Here is a 19,570-nt window from a genome sequence, read left to right as displayed (position 1 = left end):
CACATGCGGGTCGACATCATCGGCGGCGGTCCCGGCGGACTCTTCCTCGCCGTCCTGTTACGCCGGTACGGAATCGCGGACGACGTACGGGTCTTCGAGCGCAACGGCCCGGAGACGACGTACGGCTGGGGAGTCGTCTTCCCGGAGGGAGCGCTGGACGAGCTGGGGCGGGTGGACCCGGCGACGCACGCCGCGATCGTCGCCGCCGGCACCACCTGGACCCCGGTGGACGTCCGGTACCGCTCCTCCCGGCTGCTGGTGAACGGCAACCGCTTCCACGGCGTCCCCCGGGCCGCCCTGCTCGCCATCCTGCGCGACACCGCCACCGGGCTCGGCGCGCGGGTGCACCACCACCACCGGGTGGAGAGCCTCGACGACCACTCCGGGGCCGACCTCGTGGTCGGTGCTGACGGCGTGAACTCGGTGGTCCGGCGGGCCCACGAGGACGTCTTCCGGCCGGAGTTCGAACAGTCGGCGTTCCGCTACGTCTGGTACGGGGTCGACAAGGTCTTCCCCTACTTCACCTACATCTTCCGCGACACCGAGTGGGGCCGCTTCCACGGGTACTGCTACCCGTCGGGGCAGCCCTGGAGCTCGATGATCATCCACGTCTCCGAGGAGACCTGGCAGCGGGCCGGGTTCCCGGAGCTGGACGAGAAGGAGTCGGTGCGCCGCTGCGAGGAGATCTTCGCCGCGGACCTCGACGGACGGCCGATCCGGTCCAACGGCGCGCCCTGGGCCAACTTCCGGCAGCTCAGCTGCGCCACCTGGCACCACCGCGACGTGGTCCTGATCGGCGACGCGGCCCACACCGCGCACTGGTCGATCGGCTCGGGCACCCGGCTCGCGATCGAGGACGCCATCGTGCTGGCCGACGAGCTGCGGGCGGGCTCCGGAAGCCTCACCGACGCCCTGGCCCGCTTCGAGCGGGCCCGGATGCCACGGGTCGAGAAGTTCCAGCAGGCGGCGCGCAGGTCCGAGCGCTACTTCGAGAACCTGCACCGCTACACCGACTTCGAGCCGACCCAGTTCGCGTACCAGCTGGTGGCCCGGTCCTGGCGGATCACCCACGCCGACATCGCGGCCCGCGACCCCGAGTTCTCGGCCCGCTTCGACGGCTGGTTCCACAGCCGGGCGACCGGACGGCAGGCGCAGCTGGCGCCGCCGCCGGCGTTCGCCCCGCTGTGGATCGGCGGGCTGCACCTGGAGAACCGTCTGGTCAGCGAGGCCGGGACGCCCGGGACACTGGGCAGCGCCCTGGTGCTCGACCCGGAACCCGGCCCGGTGAACCGGGCCGCCGCACCGGCCTGCCGCCGGCTCCCCCTGGCGGACGACCCGGGGAGCTACCGGGAGCTCGCCCGGCAGGCCGTCGACGACGGCTGCGCGATGCTGCTGCTCGACCTCTGCGCCGAGCCGTGGCCGGAGCCCGCGGCCGGCCCGCCGGAGCGGGTCCTCGCGGCGCTGGACTCGCTGCGGGCCGCCTGGCCCTCCCCCCGCCCGCTCGCGGTGGCGCTCGGCCCCGACCCGGCCGGCCCGCGGTCCACCGGGTCCGGTCCGCTCGTGGCGCTGGCCCGGCGGCTGGCCGAACACGGCGCGGACCTGCTGCTCCTGGAGGCCTGCGGGGCCGCCGACGAGCCCTCGGACGTCCTCCAACTCGCCGACGCGGTACGCAACGAGGCCGGGATCGCGGTCATGGTGGACGACGCGCTGCGGACCCTCGACCAGATCCACACCGTGCTCGCGGCCGGCTGGGCCGACCTCTGCGTGCTGCGCCCGGCGCCCACCGAGACCGGCGTGGTGTCATGACGCCCCTGCCGACCGACACCCCGTACTGGAACCCGAGAACCGAGACCATGCCGCGCGAGGAACTGGCGCGGTGGCAGTGGCGGAAGCTGCGGCGCGCCCTGGAACACGCCGAGCACTCGCCGTTCTGGCGCGAGCGCCTGCCGAAGGGCATCGCCTCCCTGGAGGAGTACACCGAGCGGGTGCCGCTGGTGTACAAGTCCGACCTGATCGCCGCCCAGCAGGCCGAGCCGGCTCCGTACGGCACGATCCCCTCGACGGATCCGGCCCTGGCCGTCCGCTACCACCAGACCAGCGGCACCAGCGGCAACCCGCCGTTCCGCACCTTCGACACGGCGCGCGACTGGACCTGGGCCGTCGACATGTGGTGCACGGCCCTGTACGGCGCGGGCGTGCGGGCCGGGCAGCGGGGCTGCGTCGCCTTCGGGTACGGCCTGTTCATGGGCTACTGGGGCATGCACTACGCCCTGGAGCGGATGGGCAGCATGGTCGTCCCGGTCGGTTCGATGGACTCCCGCAGCCGGGTGCGGCTGCTGGTCGACCAGCGGATCGACGTCCTGGGCTGCACGCCCACCTACGCGATGAGGCTCGTGGAGACGGCCCGGGAGATGGGCGTCGACCTGGCCGCGGAGGCGAACGTGCGGATCGTGGTGACCGGCGCCGAACCGCGCCCGGACTCGACCGCGCGCGCGATCGCCGACGCCTTCGGCGCCCGGGTGTACAACTTCGCCGGGATGACGGAACTCGCCACCGTCTTCATGTTCGAGTGCCCGGCGAGGGCCGGCAGCTGCCACATCATCGAGCCGGGGGTGATCGAGGAGGTCCTGCACCCGGTCACCCGCGAGCCGGTCGGCTACGGCGAGCAGGGCGTCCGCGTGATGACGGCGCTCGGCCGCGAGGGCATCCAGATCTTCCGGTACTGGACCGACGACCTCGTGGTGAAGCGGCCGTGGCACGAGTGCGGCTGCGGTCGGAGCTGGGACTGGTACGACGGCGGCATCCTCGGCCGGACCGACGACATGCGCAAGATCCGCGGCATCTCGGTCACCCCGGTGATGATCGAGGACATCATGCGCGGCTTCGACCAGGTCAGCGAGTACCAGACGGTCCTGCGGACGGTGCGCGGGCTCGACACCGTCGTCGTCCGCGTCGAGCCGCGGCCCGTCCCGGCCGCGCGCCGCTCCGAGCAGGCCGAGCTCTGCGCGCGCATCAGCGCCGAGATGAAGCGCCAGCTCGGCCTGCGCCCCGAGGTCGAGCTGGCCGACCCCGGCAGCCTCCCCCGATTCGAAGTGAAGGCAGCGCGATTCCATGACGAACGAGCCGGTTGACCACTCCCCCGCCGCGGCCCGGCTCTCGCCCGAGGAGGAGGGGCAGCTGCGCGACTGCTACCGCGTGCTGCACGGGCTGGCGGCCGACTGCCGGGTGCCCTCCGTGCGGGCCGCGGCCCGGGCCGCCGTCGCCGAGCTGCACGCCGCGCTCGACGGGCAGGCGCTGGACTTCGAGTTCTACAGCCACCGCTGGACCGGCTGACCGCCGCCACCCGGGTGAACCGAAAAAAATCTTCGAGCACCCGGCGGGCCGATGTCGAGATCCCGACGGCGGCACCGATGTCTCATGTGAGCGGTGCCCGTGGGGCGCCGGATCCACAGAGCGAAAGTCGAAAGGGCATGAGCATCATGCAGAAGATCGTCCAGCAGGCCATCGACGAGATGGTGGAGTCCGGCGCCGAGCAGGGGATCCAGGTCGCGGTGTACCAGCACGGCGAGCTGGTCGTGGACGCGGTGGCGGGCGTCGCCGACCCCGACAGCGGCCGTCCGGTCACCTCGGACATCCCGTTCTACAGCGCCTCGACCGGCAAGGGTGTCACCGCGACGGTGGTGCACGTCCTCGCCGACCGCGGCGCCCTTGACTACGACACCCCGATCGTCGAGCTGTGGCCGGAGTTCGGCGCCCACGGCAAGGACAAGGCGACCGTGCGCCACGCGCTGACCCACTCGGTCGGCGTCCCGGCGGTGCCGTCCGACCTCACCATCCCGGACCTGGCCGACTGGGACCGGATGGTCGGCCTGCTCGCCGACGCCGAGCCGTGGTGGGAGCCCGGCACCAAGACCGGTTACCACGCGATGACCTGGGGCTTCGTGATGGGCGAGATCGTCCGCCGGGCCACCGGCAAGCCGATCTCCCAGGTGCTCAAGGAGGAGGTGACCGGCCCGCTCGGCATCGCGGACGAGCTGTTCTTCGGCGTCCCGGAGTCCGAGCTCGGCCGGCTCGCCCGGCTGGAGGACGCGCCCGGCACCGCCGAGATGCTGGCGATGATGCCCGCCGACATGCCGCTGTTCAAGGCCACCCCGGCGGCCGTGACCCCGAGCGCCGACTACGGCAACCACCCGCTGGTGCTCGGCTCGGACATCCCCTCCGGCGGCACGATGTCCGCCCGCGCCGTGGCCCGGATGTACGCCGCGCTGCTCGGCGAGGTCGACGGCGTCCGGCTGATCTCGGACGAGCGGCTGCGCGAGGTCACGGCCGTGGCCACCGCCGACGTCGACCAGATGATCGGCTTCCCGCTGCCGCGCGCGCTGGGCTACAACCTGGGCCGGCCGGGTGCCAACCCGCAGGACACGCTCACCACGTTCGGCATGCCCGGCATGGGTGGCAGCACGGCCTACGCCGACACCGAGACCGGCATCGCCTTCGCGCTGACGAAGAACCGGTTCTTCCCCGGTCCCGCTTCCGCCGTCGACCAGCTCAGCGAGCTGGTCGCGCAGCACGCCGCCGCCAACTGAGACCTCTGGTCGGGCCGGGCCGCCACCTCGGCGGCCCGGCCCTCGACGGCTCCCTAACACCGGAACACAGTCACCAGAGGGGGACACACGCATGGCAGTGACAGAGAGATCCGTCGGTATCGCCGGGGGGGCACAGAAGACGAAGAGGGTTCCGACCCTCGAAGGGCTGCGCGGGCTGGCCGCCGTCGGCGTGCTCGCGTACCACGTCGCGTACGAGGCCAACGTCAGCCACTCGATGGCCGAGCCGGGGCATGACCTGTGGAGCGTGCTGGCCAACGGCCTGGAGGTGTGCCTGTCGCCCTTCTTCGTGCTGTCCGGCCTCCTGCTGTTCCGCCCGTTCGCGCGCGCCGCGATATCCGGGACCCGGCGACCCGCCACGCTCCCGTTCCTCTGGAAGCGGGCGCTGCGGATCGTGCCGGGCTACTGGGCGATGGTCCTGGCCGTCCTGCTGCTGATCGACTTCGACAACATCGACGGACCCTGGTACGTGCTCAAGCCGTTCCTGATGGTGCACTTCGTGCTGACCAGGAACCCGATGGACTGGATCGCCGGCCTGGAGCCGACCTGGACGGTCCCCACCGAGCTGGTGTTCTACCTGAGCCTGCCGCTCATCGGCTGGCTCGTCCAGAAGTGGGCGTCCCGCGCCGCCGACCCGAGCCGCCGGGCCCGCCGGATCGCCCTGCCGCTGGCCCTGGTCGCGCTGGCCAGCCTGGGCTGGACCACCTTCGCGTACCTGCCGGCCATGAAGGCCGACGTCTTCTACTACTCCTTCTTCCCCTTCGGCTCCTTCAGCTTCTTCGCCGGAGGCATGGCGCTCGCGGCGCTGCTGGCCTACGCCGAGACGACCTCCGAGCCGCCCGCCCTCTTCCGGATGGTGGCCGCGCGGCCCAACCTGTGCTGGCTCGGCGCGGGCGTGGTGTTCCTGCTCAACATCCCCAAGCCCTTCGGCATCCCGGGAACCGGCACCTACGGCGCCCTGGCGCAGGAGCTGACCGTCCAGGTGCTCACCATCCTCTTCGCGATGCTGGTGGTGCTGCCGCTGACCGTCCCCGGCGTCAGCTCGCGGCTGATGGACGGCGTGCTCGGCAACCCGCCGGTGCGCTTCCTCGGGCGGATGTCGTACGGCATCTACCTCTGGCACCTGCCGATGATCCACGCCTGGTTCAAGAACGGAAGCATCTTCGACAACCACGCCATGCCGGTCGGCGCGTTCGTGGGCAAGGTCGGCTTCTGGGAACTGCTGGTCTTCGTCCTCGCGGGCAGCGTGCTGTTCGCGACGGTGAGCCACTACCTCATCGAGCGCCCCGCCGAGAAGCTGCGCGACCTGGTGGGGTCCGGCAAATGACCGAGACGGGGACATCCGGGCCACAGGGCCCGATGCGGTACGCGGACGTACCGGAGCGACTCAACGTCGCCGACTGGTTCGTCGACCGCAACGACGGCGAGCGCACCGCGCTGATCACCGACACCGGACGCACCACCTACGCCCAACTGGGCGCGCTGGCCAACCGGGTGGGCAACCTGCTGCGCGGCCTGGGCATCGGGCGCGGCGACCGGGTGATGATGGCGCTGAGCGACGGCGTCGAGTACGTGGCCGCCTGGTACGGCGTGCAGAAGATCGGTGCCGTCACCGCGGAGGTCTACAGCTACCTCCACCCGAAGGACTACCGGTACTACCTCGACTACGTGAAGCCGTCGCTCACGCTGGTCGACCGGGCGACGGTGGCCGCCCTGCGCGAGGCCGGGGAGCGCAACCTCCTGGTGATGGGCCTGGCGCCGGAGGAGCTGCGCGAGGGCGAGCTGCACTACGAGACGCTGCTCGCCGGGCAGTCGGACGAGCTGGCCGCGGTGGACGTCGACCGGGACGACATCGTCATGTGGAAGTTCACCACGGGCAGCACGGGCGCGCCCAAGGCCGTCCCGGTGCCGGCCCGCAGCCCGGTGCTGAGCTTCGACTGGTACGCCCGCGGCGTCCTCGGCCTGCGCCCGGACGACGTCGTGCTGCCGGTGCCGAAGCTGTTCTTCGGCTACTCGCGGGACACGGCGGTGCTGTTCCCGTTCGGCGTCGGCGCCGCCGGGGTCGTCTTCCCGGAGCGCAGCACGCCGGAGCGGATCTTCGACCTGATCGAGCGGCACCGGCCGACCGTCCTGGTCAACGTGCCGACCATGATCAAGTCCATGGTCGACCACCCCGACGCCCGCACCCGGGACCTGAGTTCGCTCCGGCTCTGCATCTCGGCCGGCGAGGCGCTGCCGGGCGAGCTGCACCGCAGGTGGCTAGACACCTTCGGCGTCGAGGTGACCGACAGCATCGGCTCCTGCGAGGTCTACCACGCCTACATCTCGAACCGGCCCGGTGAGGCCCGGATCGGAAGCCTGGGCAAGGTCGTGCCGGGGTACCGGGTGAACGTGGTCGACGACCAGGGCGACCCGCTGCCGGACGGCGAGCTCGGAGTCCTCCAGGTGGTGGGCGAGACCGCCGCGTCGGGCTACTGGGAGGCACCGGAGCAGACGGCCGTGACCTTCCCCGCGGAGCACACCGTGCGCACCGGCGACCTCTTCACCCGGGACGAGGAGGGCTTCTTCTACTACCGGGGCCGGGCGGACGACCTGTTGAAGGTCCACGGGGTCTGGGTCGCGCCGGTCGAGATCGAGGACTGCCTGCTGAACCACCCGGCCGTGGACCAGTGCGCGGTCGTCGGTTACGAGGAGGACGGCCTCACCCTCACCAGGGCGTACGTGGTCAGCCGCGCGGAGGTCTCGGCCGCCGAGCTGAAGGACTTCGTCCGCGCCCGGATGTCGCCGCAGAAGTACCCGCGGGACGTCCGGTTCGTCGTCACCCTGCCGCTGACCGCCAACGGCAAGGTGGACCGCAAGGCGCTGCAGCGGCTCTGAGCGCCCCTCGGGCAGCACAGCGGTCACCGGCACGGCAGGTACCACCGCCGCGCCGGTGACCGCTGTTTCGTCGTGCCGGGGCCCTGCGGTGGCGCGGTCGCGGCCCGGCGGCGGCCCGGCGGCGGCCCGGCGGCGGCTTCGAGAGAAGTCCGAAGAATCTTGCCCGCGGATGTCGATGACGCGTCGTCGGCTTCGACTACCAAGTGCAGGGCAGAGATGCCGGCTGCTGCGGCCGCCGGGACGGAGTGGACGCCGTCCCGACGGCCGCCCGGCACCAGGCGCCCCGCGGGAGGCCCCGCACGCCTCCCTTCTCGTGTCGTGCGGTGTCCACGGGGCTCCCTGTGCCCGCTCCGGGCCCCCTCCGCGCCTCCTGGCGCCTGCCGCGACCTGCGCGAACGCGTGCTCCCCCGTGATCGTCCGGCCGGTTCGCGGCCCCGCGGCGGTTCTTGACCGTGCTCCGCGCCCCGCTGTTTCATAGCGAGCATCGCCGACCGCGGTTGAGGCCTGCGCACCAACCGCCGCCCGCCGGGCACCAGTCGGCCACCGAACAAACCGTTTCCGTTCAGCTGCCGCCCACGGCTGCACCGCTGTCGTCCACGATTCGGAGACCGTCGATCATGCAGTACCACGAGGAACATCCCTGGCCTGCCACCGACATCCCGCGAGGGGGCTCGGTGGCCATCCTGCACGCACCGGAGAACGGCTGGCTGGCCGGTGCCGAACGCCGCATCCGGCAGCGCCCCACCGCCGTCCACGAGGAGTTCTCGCTGGTCGGCCGGGCGGTCGGCCGGGGGCCCGTCCGGCCGGAGGCCGACCCGCAGGGCCTGGTCTTCGGCACCGTCGACGACCGGGCCAGGGCCCGGCTGCTCACGGTGCTGGCCGAGGTGCTGCCCCCCGGGCTCCTGGAGGACGAGGTCGAGCGGCTCTACCGTCGCGGCGACGACGCTGAACAGCGCGGCGTGCTACGGGCGTTGGCGCTGCTGCCGGCCTCCTGCACGCGGCTCGGCCTGGAGCTGGTCGCCGACGGCCTGCGCAGCAGGGACCCGCTGCTGATCGCGGCGGCGATGGGCCCGTTCGCGGCCCTGCACCTCGACCAGGTCCGGTGGCGGCACGGCGTGATGACGTGCCTGCTCGCCGGTGTGACGCTGTCCGCCGTCGCGGAGCTGGTCCCCCGTACCGACTCCGAACTGCTGCGAATGGCCCACGAGTTGGCGCAGCAGCAGCGGGCGGCCGGCCGGGACATCGGCCCCGATCTGCGGGCCCTGCTCGGCATGACCGTGCTGTTGGCGCTCATGCCGCGCCCGCGCGGCGGCCTGCGCTGACGCGGGCCTCAGCGGCCCGGGCTCGTCACCGGTCGGCCCGTCACCGGCGGGCCCGTCACTGGTTGTTCGTCGCCTCGGCGCGGGCCTCCAGATAGCGGCGTTCGGGAAGGCTGCCGGTCTGCCGGGCGGCCTCGCGGTAGCTCTCCCGGGCCGCCGCCGGATCGCCGCTCATCTCCTGGAGATGGGCGCGGACGGCGGCGAGCCGGTGGTGGCCCGCGAGCCGGCCGTCGGCCTCCAGGGGCGCGAGCATCTCGAGCCCGGCCGCCGGGCCGTCGACCATCGCGCGGGCGACCGCGTGGTTGAGCCGCACCATCGGGCCGGGGGACATCCGCTCCAGCACCTCGTACAGGGCCGTGATCTGCGGCCAGTCGGTGTCCTCGGCGCGCGCGGCCTCGCCGTGCACGGCCGCGATCGCCGCCTGTACCTGGTACGGCCCGGTCACCATCCGCGGGAGCGTCTCGGCGATCAGCGCCAGCCCCTCCTTGAGCGCGGCCTGGTCCCAGCGGGAGCGGTCCTGCTCGGCGAGCGGGACGAGGCTGCCGTCGGGCCGGGTGCGGGCCGGGCGGCGGGCGTCGGTCAGCAGCATCAGCGCCAGCAGGCCCGCGACCTCGCCCTCCCCGGGCAGCAGCCGGTGCAGTTCACGGTTGAGCCGGATCGCCTCGCGGGCCAGTTCGGGGTGCAGCAGGTCGGGGCCGCTGGTGGTGGTGTAGCCCTCGTTGAAGATCAGGTAGAGCACCTGGAGCACGACCGCCAGGCGTTCCTCGCGCTCGCTCTGCGGAGGCATCCGGAACGACGAGCCGGTGGCCTTGATCCGCTGCTTGGCCCGGCTGATCCGCTGGGCCATGGTCGCCTCGGGGACCAGGAAGGCGTGCGCGATCTGGGCGGTGGTCAGACCCCCGACGGCCCGCAGGGTGAGGGCGACCTGCGAGCCGGGTGTGAGCGAGGGGTGGCAGCACAGGAAGAGCAGGGTGAGCATGTCGTCGTGCTCGGCCGCCTTGGGCTCCTCGCCGGGGCCGGGCGTCACCGTCTCGTCGGTCGGGGTGAGCGCGGCGACGGTGGCCTCACGGCGCTGGCGGGCCTGCTCGCTGCGCAGCCCGTCGATCACCCGGCGGGCGGCCACGGTGATCAGCCACGCCCGGGGATTGTTGGGGACGCCCTGGTCGGGCCACTGGACGGTCGCCGCCAGCAGGGCGTCCTGGACGGCGTCCTCACAGGCGTCGAAGTGTCCGTAGCGGCGGACGACCGCGCCGAGGACCTGCGGTGCCAGCGATCGGAGCAGGCCCTCGACCCGGGCGTCACGGTTCATCGGCTCAACTCTCCGCATCTGCTTCGAAGACGACCTGGCGGACCTCGATGCCGGTGTACCGGGCATCGGGGATCTGGCCGGCCAGTTCGACTGCGCGCTCCCTCGACGCACAGTCGACCAGGTAGTAGCCGGCCAGGAACTCCTTGGTGTCCGCGTACGGGCCGTCGGTGACCGCGGGCCGCCCGTCGCGGACTCTGACCGTGGCGCTGGCGGACGGATCGGCGAGGGCCTGGGTCGTCACCATCTCACCGGAGTCGAGGATCTTCTGCTGGAACGTGGCGTGCCCGGAGTAGACCTCGTTCCGCTCCCGCTCCGGCAGACCGTCCCAGATGACCGGGTTCATATGGATCAGAAGCATGTATTTCATACCATCATTCCTTGGTCCTTCGCGCGGTCGGCTGGTGCTCTGCACCTGAGACGTCGCCACAGGCGGCCCGCCCTCGACATCCAAGCCGAGATGACGCCGCTGCGCCGGAGTTTCCGCCGGAGATGTCGAGACCTTGTCGACGGGTCCGACGTACCGGTGTGACGGCACCCGCGGATGCCGAGTGCCCCGAGAATGCGGAAGGACCCCCGTAATGAGCGACACCACGTCCCCCGGCGAGGCCGCGCCCCGGGCCGGACGGCGAGAGTGGATCGGACTCGCCGTCCTCGCCCTGCCCACCCTGTTGGTCTCGATCGACGTCTTCGTCATGCTGCTGGCCCTGCCCAGCCTGTCGGAGGACCTGCACGCCAGCGGTGTGCAGCAGCTGTGGATCACCGACATCTACTCGTTCATGCTCGCCGGCCTGCTCGTCACCATGGGGTCGCTCGGCGACCGCATCGGACGGCGCCGGCTGCTGCTGATCGGTGCCGGTGCCTTCGGCCTCGCCTCCGTCGCCTCCGCGTACGCCGTCAGCCCCGAGATGCTGATCGCCTCGCGCGCCCTGCTCGGCATCGCCGGCGCCACCCTCGCGCCGGGCACGCTCTCGCTGATCACCACCATGTTCCAGGACCCCAAGCAGCGTGGCGCCGCGTTCGGCATCTGGGGCGCGTGCTTCTCGGCCGGCGCCATCATCGGCCCGATCATCGGCGGCACCATGCTCGACCACTTCTGGTGGGGCTCGGCCTTCCTGCTCGGTGTCCCCCCGATGGTGCTGCTGCTCCTGCTCGGCCCGGCCTTCCTGCCCGAGTTCCGCAACCCCGAGGCCGGACGCCTGGACCCGATCAGCGCGCTGGAGTCGATGGCGGCCGTCCTGCTCGCCATCTGGGGGCTGAAGGAGATCGCCAAGGACGGCTGGCAGCCGCTGTCGATCGCGGCCGTGCTGGTCGGCATCGGCTTCGGCATCCTCTTCGTCCACCGCCAGCGCAAGCTGCCGAACCCGCTGCTCGACCTGAGCCTGTTCAGCAGCCGCGCCTTCTCCGCGGCCCTGGTCAGCCTGTTCCTCGGCACCATGCTCACCGGCGCGGTGATGTTCTTCGTCACCCAGACGCTGCAGCTGGTGTACGGCCGCGACCCGCTCCACTCGGGCCTGTGGATGCTGCCGGCGATCCTCGCCAACACGATCAGCTTCGGCATCTCCCCCAAGCTCGGCCAGCGCTTCCGCCCGGCGTACGTCATCGGCGGCGGACTGGTCCTCGCCGCGGTCGGCATGCTGGTGATCACCATGGCGGAGCCCGGAACGAGCCCGGTCGTGCTGATCACCGGCTTCGCCGTGGTCTTCCTCGGCTCCGGCCCGATGGTCACCCTCGGCATGGGCCTGGTCATGGGCTCCGCGCCGCAGGAGAAGGCCGGTTCCGCGGGCGCGCTCAACGAGACCAGCGGCCAGCTCGGGTTCGCCCTCGGCATCGCCGCCCTGGGCAGCATCGGCACCGCCGTCTACCGCGGCACCCTCAGCCTTCCGGACGGCCTGCCGGCCGACGCGGTCCGGACGGCGAAGGACTCCCTCGCGGGCGCGACGGAGGCCGCCGGCTCGCTGTCCGCCCAGGTCGCCGAGACCCTCCTCACGCCCGCCCGGGCGGCCTTCGCCTCCGAGCTCCACACCGTGGTGACCATCTCCGGCGTCCTGCTGGTCGCCACCGCCGCCCTGGTCACCTCCCTGCTCCGGCACGTGCCGCCCACCGGCCAGCCGGCGGCCGAGGCCCCCACCGAGGGCAGCGAGGACTCCGTCCCCGCGACCGGCTGACCGCACCACCCACCGCGACGACCGACGGCTGTGGCCGGGGCAGAAAGCCCCGGCCACAGCCGTCGGTCCGTTCCGGGCGCATCCGGCAACTCCCGCCGCCCCGGCGCAACTTGAGGAAGAAGGAGGACGACGGTGTCGAATCCCCCCGCCCCCGTTCGACGTAGGGGCCGGCGGTGCCGCCCGGCGCCGCCCGGTGCCGCGTACCGGCCGAGAGACCGGGCGGCACCGTCCGAGCGTTCTCCACCCCGGAGAAAGGGACTGCCGTGAAATCCCAGTTACCCACCCCTGCGATGACGCTGCCGTCGCTGGAGGGCCTGCGGGCCGTCGCCGTCGTCTTCGTCTTCGCCAACCACGCGCTCCTGCTCCCCGTGTTCTCGGACCCCGCCGCCCACTCCGCCTTCAACAGCCTGACGGGCAACGGGCGGGTCGGCTTCCTCGCGGTCTCGGTCTTCTTCGTCCTCAGCGGATTCGTCCTCACCTGGTCCGCCAGACCGGGCCGCAGAACCGTCGACTTCTGGCGGCGCAGACTGATGCGCATCGGCCCGTCCCACGCCCTGATCGCGGTCCTCGCCCTGAGCCAGTTCGCCGCCGCGGGCGACACCATCCGATGGGTCCCGGCCATCGCCGGCCTCTTCCTGGTGCAGACCTGGTGGCCCTCCCAGGACCTGATGCTGTACCAGTTCAACGGGCCGAGCTGGACCCTCACGGTGGACCTGCTGTGCTACGCCCTGTTCCCGCTGCTGCTCCGGTTCGTCCGGCGGCTCGACCAGCGGGCCCTGTGGCCCTGGCTGATCGGCCTCGGCGTGACCGCCGCCCTGATCCCGGTGATCAGCCAGCCGCTGCTCTCGGGGTACCCGCCGAGCTTCTACCCCGCGGGGTCCTGGCCCCAGATGTGGGCGCTGTGCTTCTTCCCGCCCGTCCGGACGATCGAGTTCGTGATGGGCATGCTCCTCGCCCGGATCGTCGCCGACGGGCGGTGGCCGAGGATCCGCGTCCTGCCGGCCGTCCTGCTCAACCTCGCCGTCTTCCTGCTGATGGCCCACCTGCCCGCCGTCTTCATGGTCGCGGCGCTCTACCCGATCCCGGCCGCGCTGCTGATCGGCTCGCTGGCCTCCGGTGACCGCTCCGGCAGGGGAACGATCCTCGACGGGCGCTTCATGATGTGGCTCGGCGAGCTGTCCTTCGCCTTCTACATCATCCACATCACCGTGATCTTCGCGGCGCACGCGGCGTTCTCGGGCCAGTTCGTGGGCTACGCGGGCAGATACACCCCGACGACGTTCTCCACACCCGTCGCCATCCTGTTCATCCTCGGCCTCTACGCGCTCTGCGTGGCGCTCGCCTGGGTGCTGCACAAGACCGTCGAGGTGCCGGCCATGCGCCGCTGGGGCCGGCCACCGGCCCGACGCGCACCCGACCGCACGGACCCGGAGCCCCAGCTCCAGACCTGATCACCCGCCGGCACGGGTGAGAACACGGAAGAGCCGGAAGCCCGGGGGCCACGAGGGCCCCCGGGCGACCGGTCAGGAAGAGAAACCATCGCTGTAGACGACCGGCCGGAGCTCGATGCCCAGGCCCTCGACCGCGGCGTCCGGGATCATCGCGGCGACCTCGCGGGCGCGCTCCGCATCCTTGACGTCGATGACGTAGATTCCGCCCATGTACTCCTTGGCCTCGGCGTACGGACCGTCCGTCACCGCGGGCACACCGCCCCGGACGCTCACCACGGCGCTCTGGTCGATGCCGGCCAGCGCCAGGGTCCCGACGAACTCGCCGCTCGCCTTGATCTTCTCCATGAACCCGCCGTGCCCCTGGAAGAGGGCGTTGCGCTCCTCCTCCGACATCGCGTCCAGGACCGCGGCGTTCGGGTACATCATGATCAGGTACTTCATGGTTCCGCTCCCTGCGACGTGAGGCGCCTGCTGCGCCCCCCTCCACTACTTCGTCGGCGCCGACGCGCCGCTCTCGACATAGTGGCGAAGAAGTGTCTTCCCTCCCAATCGGATCGCCGACGTCCGCTTCAGGAAGTCGGCGATCCGAAGGCCGAGGGCGGCACGGGGCGGCGGCAGGCCCGCAGGACCCGCAGCAGGGTGCGCGGGTGCATCAGGGACTGCGGGGAGGCCACCAGTCCGGCGATCCGCACCAGTGCGTCGGTCACCCGGGGATCGTGCACCGCCGCCCGCTGGGCCAGCGCGACGTACCGGTTGACCAGGTTGGTCTGGGCGGTCCGCCGGCCCTTGACGCCGGGGTAGCCGAGGTCGGACACCGCGGCGGACTCCCAGGGGGTCTTGATCTCCCGCGCGACCTCGCGGAAGAAGTCCTGGGGGCGCGGCAGCCGGCGCCCCGCGGAGTGCCGCCGCAGCACCAGCGCCTGCAGCGCCGCCGAGGTCATGCCCTGGGCGTAGGCGGGGTTGAAGCTGCAGACCGCGTCACCCATGACGAGCAGCCCCGCGGGGAAGCGCTCCAGCCGGTTGTAGTCCCTGCGGACGCTGGCCGGGAAGCGGAAGCGCAGCGGTTCGTCGAGGGGTTCGGCGTCGCGGATCGCCTCGTGGATCTCGGGGGCGGGCAGCGAACGGACGAAGGCGTCGAACCCCTCCGGGTCGGTGGGCGGGTGGTCGCCCATGATCCCGGTCACCGACAGCTCCACCTGGTTGTCGTCGCCGGGCACCCGGTAGAAGAACCCCCCGCGCGGGTGCGAGGGCGTGGCGGCCGGGATGATGGCGATCTCGCTGCCGAACGGGTCCTTCTCCAGGCGGTAGTGGCGGGTGGTGTACGCCAGGTCGATCTCGATCCGCTCCTCGGGGGGCGCCTGGTACCCGAGGTCGGCCAGCCACAGCGGGGTGCGCGAGCCGCGGCCGGTGGTGTCGACGATCAGGTGGGCCGAGAGCGTCCGCTCCTCGGCTCCGGGGGTGCGCTGCTGCACCCTCACCCCGGTGACCCGGTGCCCGGAGGCGTCGGTCACCGGGGCGACGACGTCGTGCTCCTCCAGGAACGACACCTCCGGCAGCGCCCGCACCCGCTCGCGCAGGTGGTACTCGAGCACCGGCCGGGTGGCCGGCACGGACGGCAGGCCGGTACGGGCGGGGCGCAGCCGCAGCCCGTTGAAGTACCAGCGGATGTCGCCGCTGAAGTCACCGGGCCGCACCCCTGCGGCAATCAACTCGTCGGTGAGGCCCGGGAACAGCGACTCCATGATCTGGTGGCCGCGGGCCACCAGCCCGTGGGCGTGGTTGCCGTGCGGGACACCGCGGCGCGGCCCGCGGACCCCGAGGATCTTGTCGCGTTCGACGATCACGACCCTCGGATAGGACTCGGAGAGCACCCTGGCCGCCAGCAGGCCCGCAATGCTTCCGCCGAGAACCACGGCACATTCGTCGGTACGGGTGGCCATGAAGGTCCCCTCTCTACGGATTCAGGACGGGTACGGCGGTCAGTTCCCGGACGGGCGGAACTGGCCGGGAGTGCGGCCCTCGCCGGCCGGGCCGCGGTAGGCCTGGGCGAGGTCGAGCCAGCCGTCGGCGTCCTTGCCGTCGGCCGTCAGGGCGAGGTCGTCGCGGTGGCGGCGGCGGGTCACCAGGAGGCAGAAGTCGACGGCGGGGCCGCTGACGCGCTGCTCGGCGTCGGCGGGGCCGAACTCCCAGCGGGCGCCGGACGGGGCGGTGATCTCGAAGCGGAACTCCGTCGCGGGGGTGGCGAGTCCGCGCGCCTGGTACCCGAAGTCCCAGGTGCGGACGGCGAATTCGACCAGGTAGCGGAGCCGGTCGGTGTGCTCGCGGCGCACCCCGAGCGTGTCGGCGATGTCCTGGCCGTGGCCGAACAGCTCCATCATCCCGGCGGCGGCCAGGACGGGCGCCGGCAGCGGGCGGACCAGCCACGGCACCGGCTGACCGGCCGGGACGGCCGCCAGGGCCTGCTCGGCGGTCCGCCGCTCGGCGTTCCAGCGCTCCAGCAGGTCCTTCGGCGCGCCGGACGCCAGGTAGGGCGCCAGGTAGGGCTTGAGGGACTGCTGCACCGCACCGTCGAAGTCCTGCCCGACGCCCGCGGCCAGCGCCTTGAACGCCTCCGGGTCGGCCGCGGCGGTGCCCGCCAGCTTGAAGGTGGCCGCGAGGTGGGCGATCTGGTGGGCGATGGTCCAGCCCGGCGCCGGGGTGGGCCGCGCCCAGTCGGCGTCCGCCAGGTCCGCCACCAGGGCCTCGACGGCGTCGCCGTCCGCCGCCAGTGCGGCTGTCACGTCCTGTGAGTCGGGCATGCCTCTTCCTTCCGTCAGGGGGTCCGGATGCCGACGCCGTCTCGACTCGCTTTGCGGAGCGTCGGATTCGGGGGCCTGCCCAGTATCGGCCGGGCCGAGATCGGCGGGCTTCTCTGCTCGTGCTGTGCGCCCGGACGCCCCGCGGTCGAGGGGGGGGGGGGCGGCGCGGGGGGCCCCCGGCGGGGGGGGGGGGGGGCGGGGGGGGGGGGAGCGGCGTTTTGGGGGGCCTCCCCTTTCGCGGCGGGGCCGTGCTCGGGGGGCTTCTCTGCTCGGGGGGGGCGCCCGGCCGCCCCGCGGCCGCGGGGGGGCCCCCCGGGGGCCCCCCCGCCGGTCGGTCGGTCGCCGGTCAGTCGGTCGCCGGTCAGTCGGTCGCCGGTTCGGGGCCCGCCAGCGCGAGGCGGTGCCGGCGGCTGATGTACCAGGCGGCCGCGCCGCACAGCAGGGCGAGGGCGGAGACCGCCACCAGGACGGCGGAGGCCGAGGAGACCAGGCTCGCCAGCAGCAGCGGCCCCATCAGGCCGCCCAGCCGGTTGAAGAGGGAGACCCACCCGGTGGTCCGGCCGCGCCGTTCCGGCTCCGCCAGGTCGGCCGCGATCGGGAGGAAGATCGCCGCCATCGAGTTCACCGAGAACAGCGCCGCCACCAGCGCGCCCGCGGCGATCCAGCCCACCTCGGCCACCGCGCCGCTGGCCGTGAGCGCCAGCAGCAGCACGGCGGTTGCGGTGGCCAGGCCCGCGGCCATGGAGGTCGGGCCGAAGCGGCGGTAGCCGAGCATCAGCAGCAGGGCGCACGGGATCATCACGATCGCCGCGACGGTGAGCATCAGGTTCGCGGTGTGCACCGGTACGCCGCCGATCCTGGCCAGGCTCGGCACCCAGGTGGTGAGGCCGAAGGTGAGCAGTCCGATCAGGGTGGCGAAGGCGCGCTGCAGGCCCTGGGTGAGGGCCCGGGAGGACCTGGGCAGGTGCCGGACGGCCGGGGCGTCCGCGGCCGCCGGAGCGGGGGCGGAGACCCGGTTGGGGACGAGGGGGGTGAGCAGGGCCAGCACGGCGCCGGTCGGGGCACCGATCAGCCAGAGGATCCGCCAGCCGAACACCGGCTCCAGCCACAGCGCCGAGCCGGCGGCGACGAGGTAGCCGACCGCGGTGGCGACGACGGAGAGCGCCACCACCACGGAGCCGCGGACCTTTCCGCCGGCGGTCTCGGTGAGCAGGGTGATGAGCAGCGGGGCGAGGCCGCCGACCGCCAGGCCCATCAGGCCGCACATCACCAGGTTCCCCTCGAAGGTGGGCATCGAGCCGCACATGCTGGTGGCGGTGAAGCCGAGGGTGGCGATCAGGTAGGAGCTGCGCCGGCCGATCCGGTCGGTGAGCACGCCGAACAGCAGCGCCCCGGCCGCCGTCCCGGTCAGCCCGCAGACCGCCAGCAGGGAGGCGGTACGGGGATCGAGCCCGTACTCGGCCCGCATGCCGGGGATGACGAAGCCCAGGGTGGAGGTCTTGCTGATGTCGATGGTGAGGGCGGCCGTGCCGATGACGGCGACCAGCAGCCGGCCGCGCCGCCCGGACCCGGAGTCGGCCTCGACGGATTTCGGCCGCCCGCGCAGCGCGGCGCCGGCCACCACGAGCAGCAGTCCGCCGAGGGCGGTGAACATCTCCGGCATGTCCGCCAGTGCCATGCCGTGCAGCTTCCGGCCGTCGTCGGCCGGCATGTGGGCCATCGGCATCGAGGGATCCATGGCGAAGGAATGGTGGAAGGCGAATGCCGAGGAGACCAGGACGATCAGGCTGCCCAGGGAGAGGAGCAGCGTGGCGCCGGTGGTCCGGCCGGGGGCTGTGGTGGACAAGAGCGACCTCCGTTGACCAAGGGTGTGGTGATCGCGCGAGGGCCCACGACATATCTTCCCGGCTGTTCTCCGGCCGCCGGTGGGCCCTGGAATGTCGCGCTGAGTGACTGGAAAGCTATGCCCGGCGCGCGAAGGGCTGCTTCTCGCATTGTGCGGGGATCCGAGGGTTGTGGGCGCGAACCGCCCTGGGATAACGGCATTTTGCTTGACTGAAGGAATGAGTCCGCGTCACACGGATCCCAGCACCCGTCCGGCGCTGGTGGACATCGCCGCCCGGCTGCTCGCGGAGGAAGGGCCGCAGGCGCTGTCCGCCCGTCGCATCGCGAGCGAGATCGGCGCCTCCACGATGGCCTTGTACACCCACTTCAACGGAATGCGCGGCCTGGTGCGCGCCATGGTTCACGAAGGGTTCGCCCGGCTCCAGCACTACTTCACCCTGGTGGAGTTCAGCGACGACCCGGTGAGCGACCTGGCATTGCTGGGTCGTGCGTACCGGCTCAATGCGCTGGCCAACCCCCACCTGTACGCGGTGATGTTCGGAGGGTCCTCACTGGCCGGTTTCTCACTGGGTGAGGAGGACCGGCAATACGGCCGCTACACGCTGGCGGGCGTGGCCGAGTGCGCCGCCCGGTGCATCGAGGCCGGCCGGTTCCGGGCGGCGGACGCCGACCTGGTCGCACATCAGATGTGGTCCGCCGTTCACGGTCTCGTCGTTCTGGAGCTCGGCGACTACCTGACCGAGCCCTGGAACGCCGATAGCCTGCTGGAGGCGCAGTTGGTGGGGCTGATGGTCGCCGTCGGCGACACCCGGGAGGCCGCCGTCAACTCGGTGTCGGCCTCCGCGGAGCGGCTCCGGGAGGAGGTGGACTCGGCGACCGACGCGGATTGAGGGGTGGAACCGCCGTGATCCGGGGAGGACTTCCGCGGGCACCGGCCCGGCACGCTCGTCCCACCGGTCACCGGCGCCTCGCCCGCCCCATCCGCACCACCCACGGCTACGTCATCCCCCCTCGGCCACACCTCTTCAATTGCTGCGATATTTCAAACATATACCGGCGAGTATCTCCCCCTTCGACTTTGCCGAATAAGGGCGTGAACACACCGTTGTACTTGTCATGTCCACCTGCTACGGTCGTCAATCGCAATCGCGACAACACGCAGTGTCACTGGCACTTTAACGAAGGGAGCCGGGATACCTCGC

The 19,570-nt window shown here is 72.2% G+C and carries 16 protein-coding genes; 10 read left to right on the top strand and 6 right to left on the bottom strand.

Features of this window, described 5'->3' with window-relative positions; genetic code table 11:
* The first annotated feature begins 3 nt into the window (after positions 1-3).
* The 7 genes from ACGF0D_RS15610 (at position 4) to ACGF0D_RS15580 (ending at position 8,803) form a co-directional block, all read left to right on the top strand.
* Positions 4-1,806: an FAD-dependent monooxygenase gene (locus ACGF0D_RS15610; protein ID WP_392916359.1), complete on the top strand. Its 1,803-nt coding sequence runs from the start codon at positions 4-6 to the stop codon at positions 1,804-1,806.
* Positions 1,803-3,131 carry a phenylacetate--CoA ligase family protein gene (locus ACGF0D_RS15605; protein ID WP_392916356.1) on the top strand — a complete coding sequence of 443 codons (1,329 nt, stop codon included), beginning with the start codon at positions 1,803-1,805 and terminating at the stop codon, positions 3,129-3,131. The genes ACGF0D_RS15610 and ACGF0D_RS15605 overlap by 4 nt, the downstream gene beginning before the upstream one ends.
* On the top strand, positions 3,112-3,333 hold the full coding sequence (locus ACGF0D_RS15600) for a DUF6052 family protein (RefSeq protein ID WP_392916353.1): 222 nt from the start codon (positions 3,112-3,114) through the stop codon (positions 3,331-3,333). Before ACGF0D_RS15605 ends, ACGF0D_RS15600 begins: the two co-directional genes overlap by 20 nt.
* Positions 3,334-3,470: 137 nt before the next feature.
* A complete protein-coding gene (locus ACGF0D_RS15595; RefSeq protein ID WP_392870555.1) occupies positions 3,471-4,586 on the top strand; it encodes a serine hydrolase domain-containing protein in 1,116 nt (371 codons plus the stop codon).
* 91 nt (positions 4,587-4,677) lie between these two features.
* Positions 4,678-5,931 carry an acyltransferase family protein gene (locus ACGF0D_RS15590; protein WP_392916350.1) on the top strand — a complete coding sequence of 418 codons (1,254 nt, stop codon included), beginning with the start codon at positions 4,678-4,680 and terminating at the stop codon, positions 5,929-5,931.
* A complete protein-coding gene (locus tag ACGF0D_RS15585; protein ID WP_392916347.1) occupies positions 5,928-7,481 on the top strand; it encodes a benzoate-CoA ligase family protein in 1,554 nt (517 codons plus the stop codon). The genes ACGF0D_RS15590 and ACGF0D_RS15585 overlap by 4 nt, the downstream gene beginning before the upstream one ends.
* 674 nt (positions 7,482-8,155) lie before the next feature.
* Positions 8,156-8,803, top strand: coding sequence for an EboA domain-containing protein (locus tag ACGF0D_RS15580; protein ID WP_392916344.1), 648 nt, complete (start codon positions 8,156-8,158; stop codon positions 8,801-8,803).
* 55 nt (positions 8,804-8,858) lie between these two features.
* On the opposite strand, the gene ACGF0D_RS15575 is transcribed toward ACGF0D_RS15580, so the two are convergent.
* Both ACGF0D_RS15575 and ACGF0D_RS15570 read right to left on the bottom strand, forming a co-directional pair.
* A complete protein-coding gene (locus ACGF0D_RS15575) occupies positions 8,859-10,109 on the bottom strand; it encodes an RNA polymerase sigma factor (RefSeq protein ID WP_392916341.1) in 1,251 nt (416 codons plus the stop codon).
* Between the two features lie 4 nt (positions 10,110-10,113).
* Entirely contained in the window at positions 10,114-10,476 is a 363-nt protein-coding gene (locus ACGF0D_RS15570) for a YciI family protein (RefSeq protein ID WP_392870538.1), read from the bottom strand.
* Between the two features lie 211 nt (positions 10,477-10,687).
* On the opposite strand from ACGF0D_RS15570, the gene ACGF0D_RS15565 reads away from it, so the two are divergent.
* A complete protein-coding gene (locus ACGF0D_RS15565; protein WP_392870535.1) occupies positions 10,688-12,274 on the top strand; it encodes an MFS transporter in 1,587 nt (528 codons plus the stop codon).
* A gap of 290 nt (positions 12,275-12,564) precedes the next feature.
* On the top strand, positions 12,565-13,725 hold the full coding sequence (locus tag ACGF0D_RS15560) for an acyltransferase family protein (RefSeq protein ID WP_392916338.1): 1,161 nt from the start codon (positions 12,565-12,567) through the stop codon (positions 13,723-13,725).
* A gap of 72 nt (positions 13,726-13,797) precedes the next feature.
* On the opposite strand, the gene ACGF0D_RS15555 is transcribed toward ACGF0D_RS15560, so the two are convergent.
* From ACGF0D_RS15555 to ACGF0D_RS15540, 4 genes are all read right to left on the bottom strand, one after another.
* Positions 13,798-14,166, bottom strand: coding sequence for a YciI family protein (locus ACGF0D_RS15555; RefSeq protein ID WP_392870530.1), 369 nt, complete (start codon positions 14,164-14,166; stop codon positions 13,798-13,800).
* A 128-nt stretch (positions 14,167-14,294) separates the two neighbouring features.
* A complete protein-coding gene (locus ACGF0D_RS15550) occupies positions 14,295-15,665 on the bottom strand; it encodes an FAD-dependent oxidoreductase (RefSeq protein ID WP_392870527.1) in 1,371 nt (456 codons plus the stop codon).
* Between the two features lie 39 nt (positions 15,666-15,704).
* Positions 15,705-16,523, bottom strand: a complete 819-nt coding sequence (locus ACGF0D_RS15545) for a TIGR03084 family metal-binding protein (RefSeq protein ID WP_392916335.1) — start codon at positions 16,521-16,523, stop codon at positions 15,705-15,707.
* Between the two features lie 361 nt (positions 16,524-16,884).
* Positions 16,885-18,369 (bottom strand): MFS transporter, encoded by a 1,485-nt coding sequence (locus ACGF0D_RS15540; protein ID WP_392916332.1) that lies wholly within the window; start codon positions 18,367-18,369, stop codon positions 16,885-16,887.
* Positions 18,370-18,586: 217 nt separating this feature from the next.
* On the opposite strand from ACGF0D_RS15540, the gene ACGF0D_RS15535 reads away from it, so the two are divergent.
* The gene (locus ACGF0D_RS15535) at positions 18,587-19,258 is read left to right on the top strand and encodes a TetR/AcrR family transcriptional regulator (RefSeq protein ID WP_392916330.1); all 672 of its coding nucleotides are present in this window, start codon (positions 18,587-18,589) and stop codon (positions 19,256-19,258) included.
* The last annotated feature ends 312 nt before the right edge of the window (positions 19,259-19,570 follow it).

The organism is Kitasatospora sp. NPDC048298, assembly GCF_043201465.1.
In the GTDB taxonomy this organism is placed as follows: Bacteria; Actinomycetota; Actinomycetes; order Streptomycetales; family Streptomycetaceae; genus Kitasatospora.
The sequence above is the reverse complement of the archived record's forward strand: the minus strand, read 5'-3'. Positions and strand labels throughout refer to the sequence as shown.

Excerpts from the sequence above, each read along its gene's own strand:
- ACGF0D_RS15600 (WP_392916353.1), top strand. The coding sequence starts at position 3,112 with ATGACGAACGAGCCGGTTGACCACTCCCCCGCCGCGGCCCGGCTCTCG.
- ACGF0D_RS15595 (WP_392870555.1), top strand. The coding sequence starts at position 3,471 with ATGAGCATCATGCAGAAGATCGTCCAGCAGGCCATCGACGAGATGGTG.
- ACGF0D_RS15605 (WP_392916356.1), top strand. The coding sequence starts at position 1,803 with ATGACGCCCCTGCCGACCGACACCCCGTACTGGAACCCGAGAACCGAG.
- ACGF0D_RS15545 (WP_392916335.1), bottom strand. The coding sequence starts at position 16,523 with ATGCCCGACTCACAGGACGTGACAGCCGCACTGGCGGCGGACGGCGAC.
- ACGF0D_RS15565 (WP_392870535.1), top strand. The coding sequence starts at position 10,688 with ATGAGCGACACCACGTCCCCCGGCGAGGCCGCGCCCCGGGCCGGACGG.
- ACGF0D_RS15590 (WP_392916350.1), top strand. The coding sequence starts at position 4,678 with ATGGCAGTGACAGAGAGATCCGTCGGTATCGCCGGGGGGGCACAGAAG.
- ACGF0D_RS15575 (WP_392916341.1), bottom strand. The coding sequence starts at position 10,109 with ATGAACCGTGACGCCCGGGTCGAGGGCCTGCTCCGATCGCTGGCACCG.
- ACGF0D_RS15585 (WP_392916347.1), top strand. The coding sequence starts at position 5,928 with ATGACCGAGACGGGGACATCCGGGCCACAGGGCCCGATGCGGTACGCG.
- ACGF0D_RS15570 (WP_392870538.1), bottom strand. The coding sequence starts at position 10,476 with ATGAAATACATGCTTCTGATCCATATGAACCCGGTCATCTGGGACGGT.
- ACGF0D_RS15555 (WP_392870530.1), bottom strand. The coding sequence starts at position 14,166 with ATGAAGTACCTGATCATGATGTACCCGAACGCCGCGGTCCTGGACGCG.
- ACGF0D_RS15535 (WP_392916330.1), top strand. The coding sequence starts at position 18,587 with ATGAGTCCGCGTCACACGGATCCCAGCACCCGTCCGGCGCTGGTGGAC.
- ACGF0D_RS15610 (WP_392916359.1), top strand. The coding sequence starts at position 4 with ATGCGGGTCGACATCATCGGCGGCGGTCCCGGCGGACTCTTCCTCGCC.
- ACGF0D_RS15550 (WP_392870527.1), bottom strand. The coding sequence starts at position 15,665 with ATGGCCACCCGTACCGACGAATGTGCCGTGGTTCTCGGCGGAAGCATT.
- ACGF0D_RS15560 (WP_392916338.1), top strand. The coding sequence starts at position 12,565 with ATGACGCTGCCGTCGCTGGAGGGCCTGCGGGCCGTCGCCGTCGTCTTC.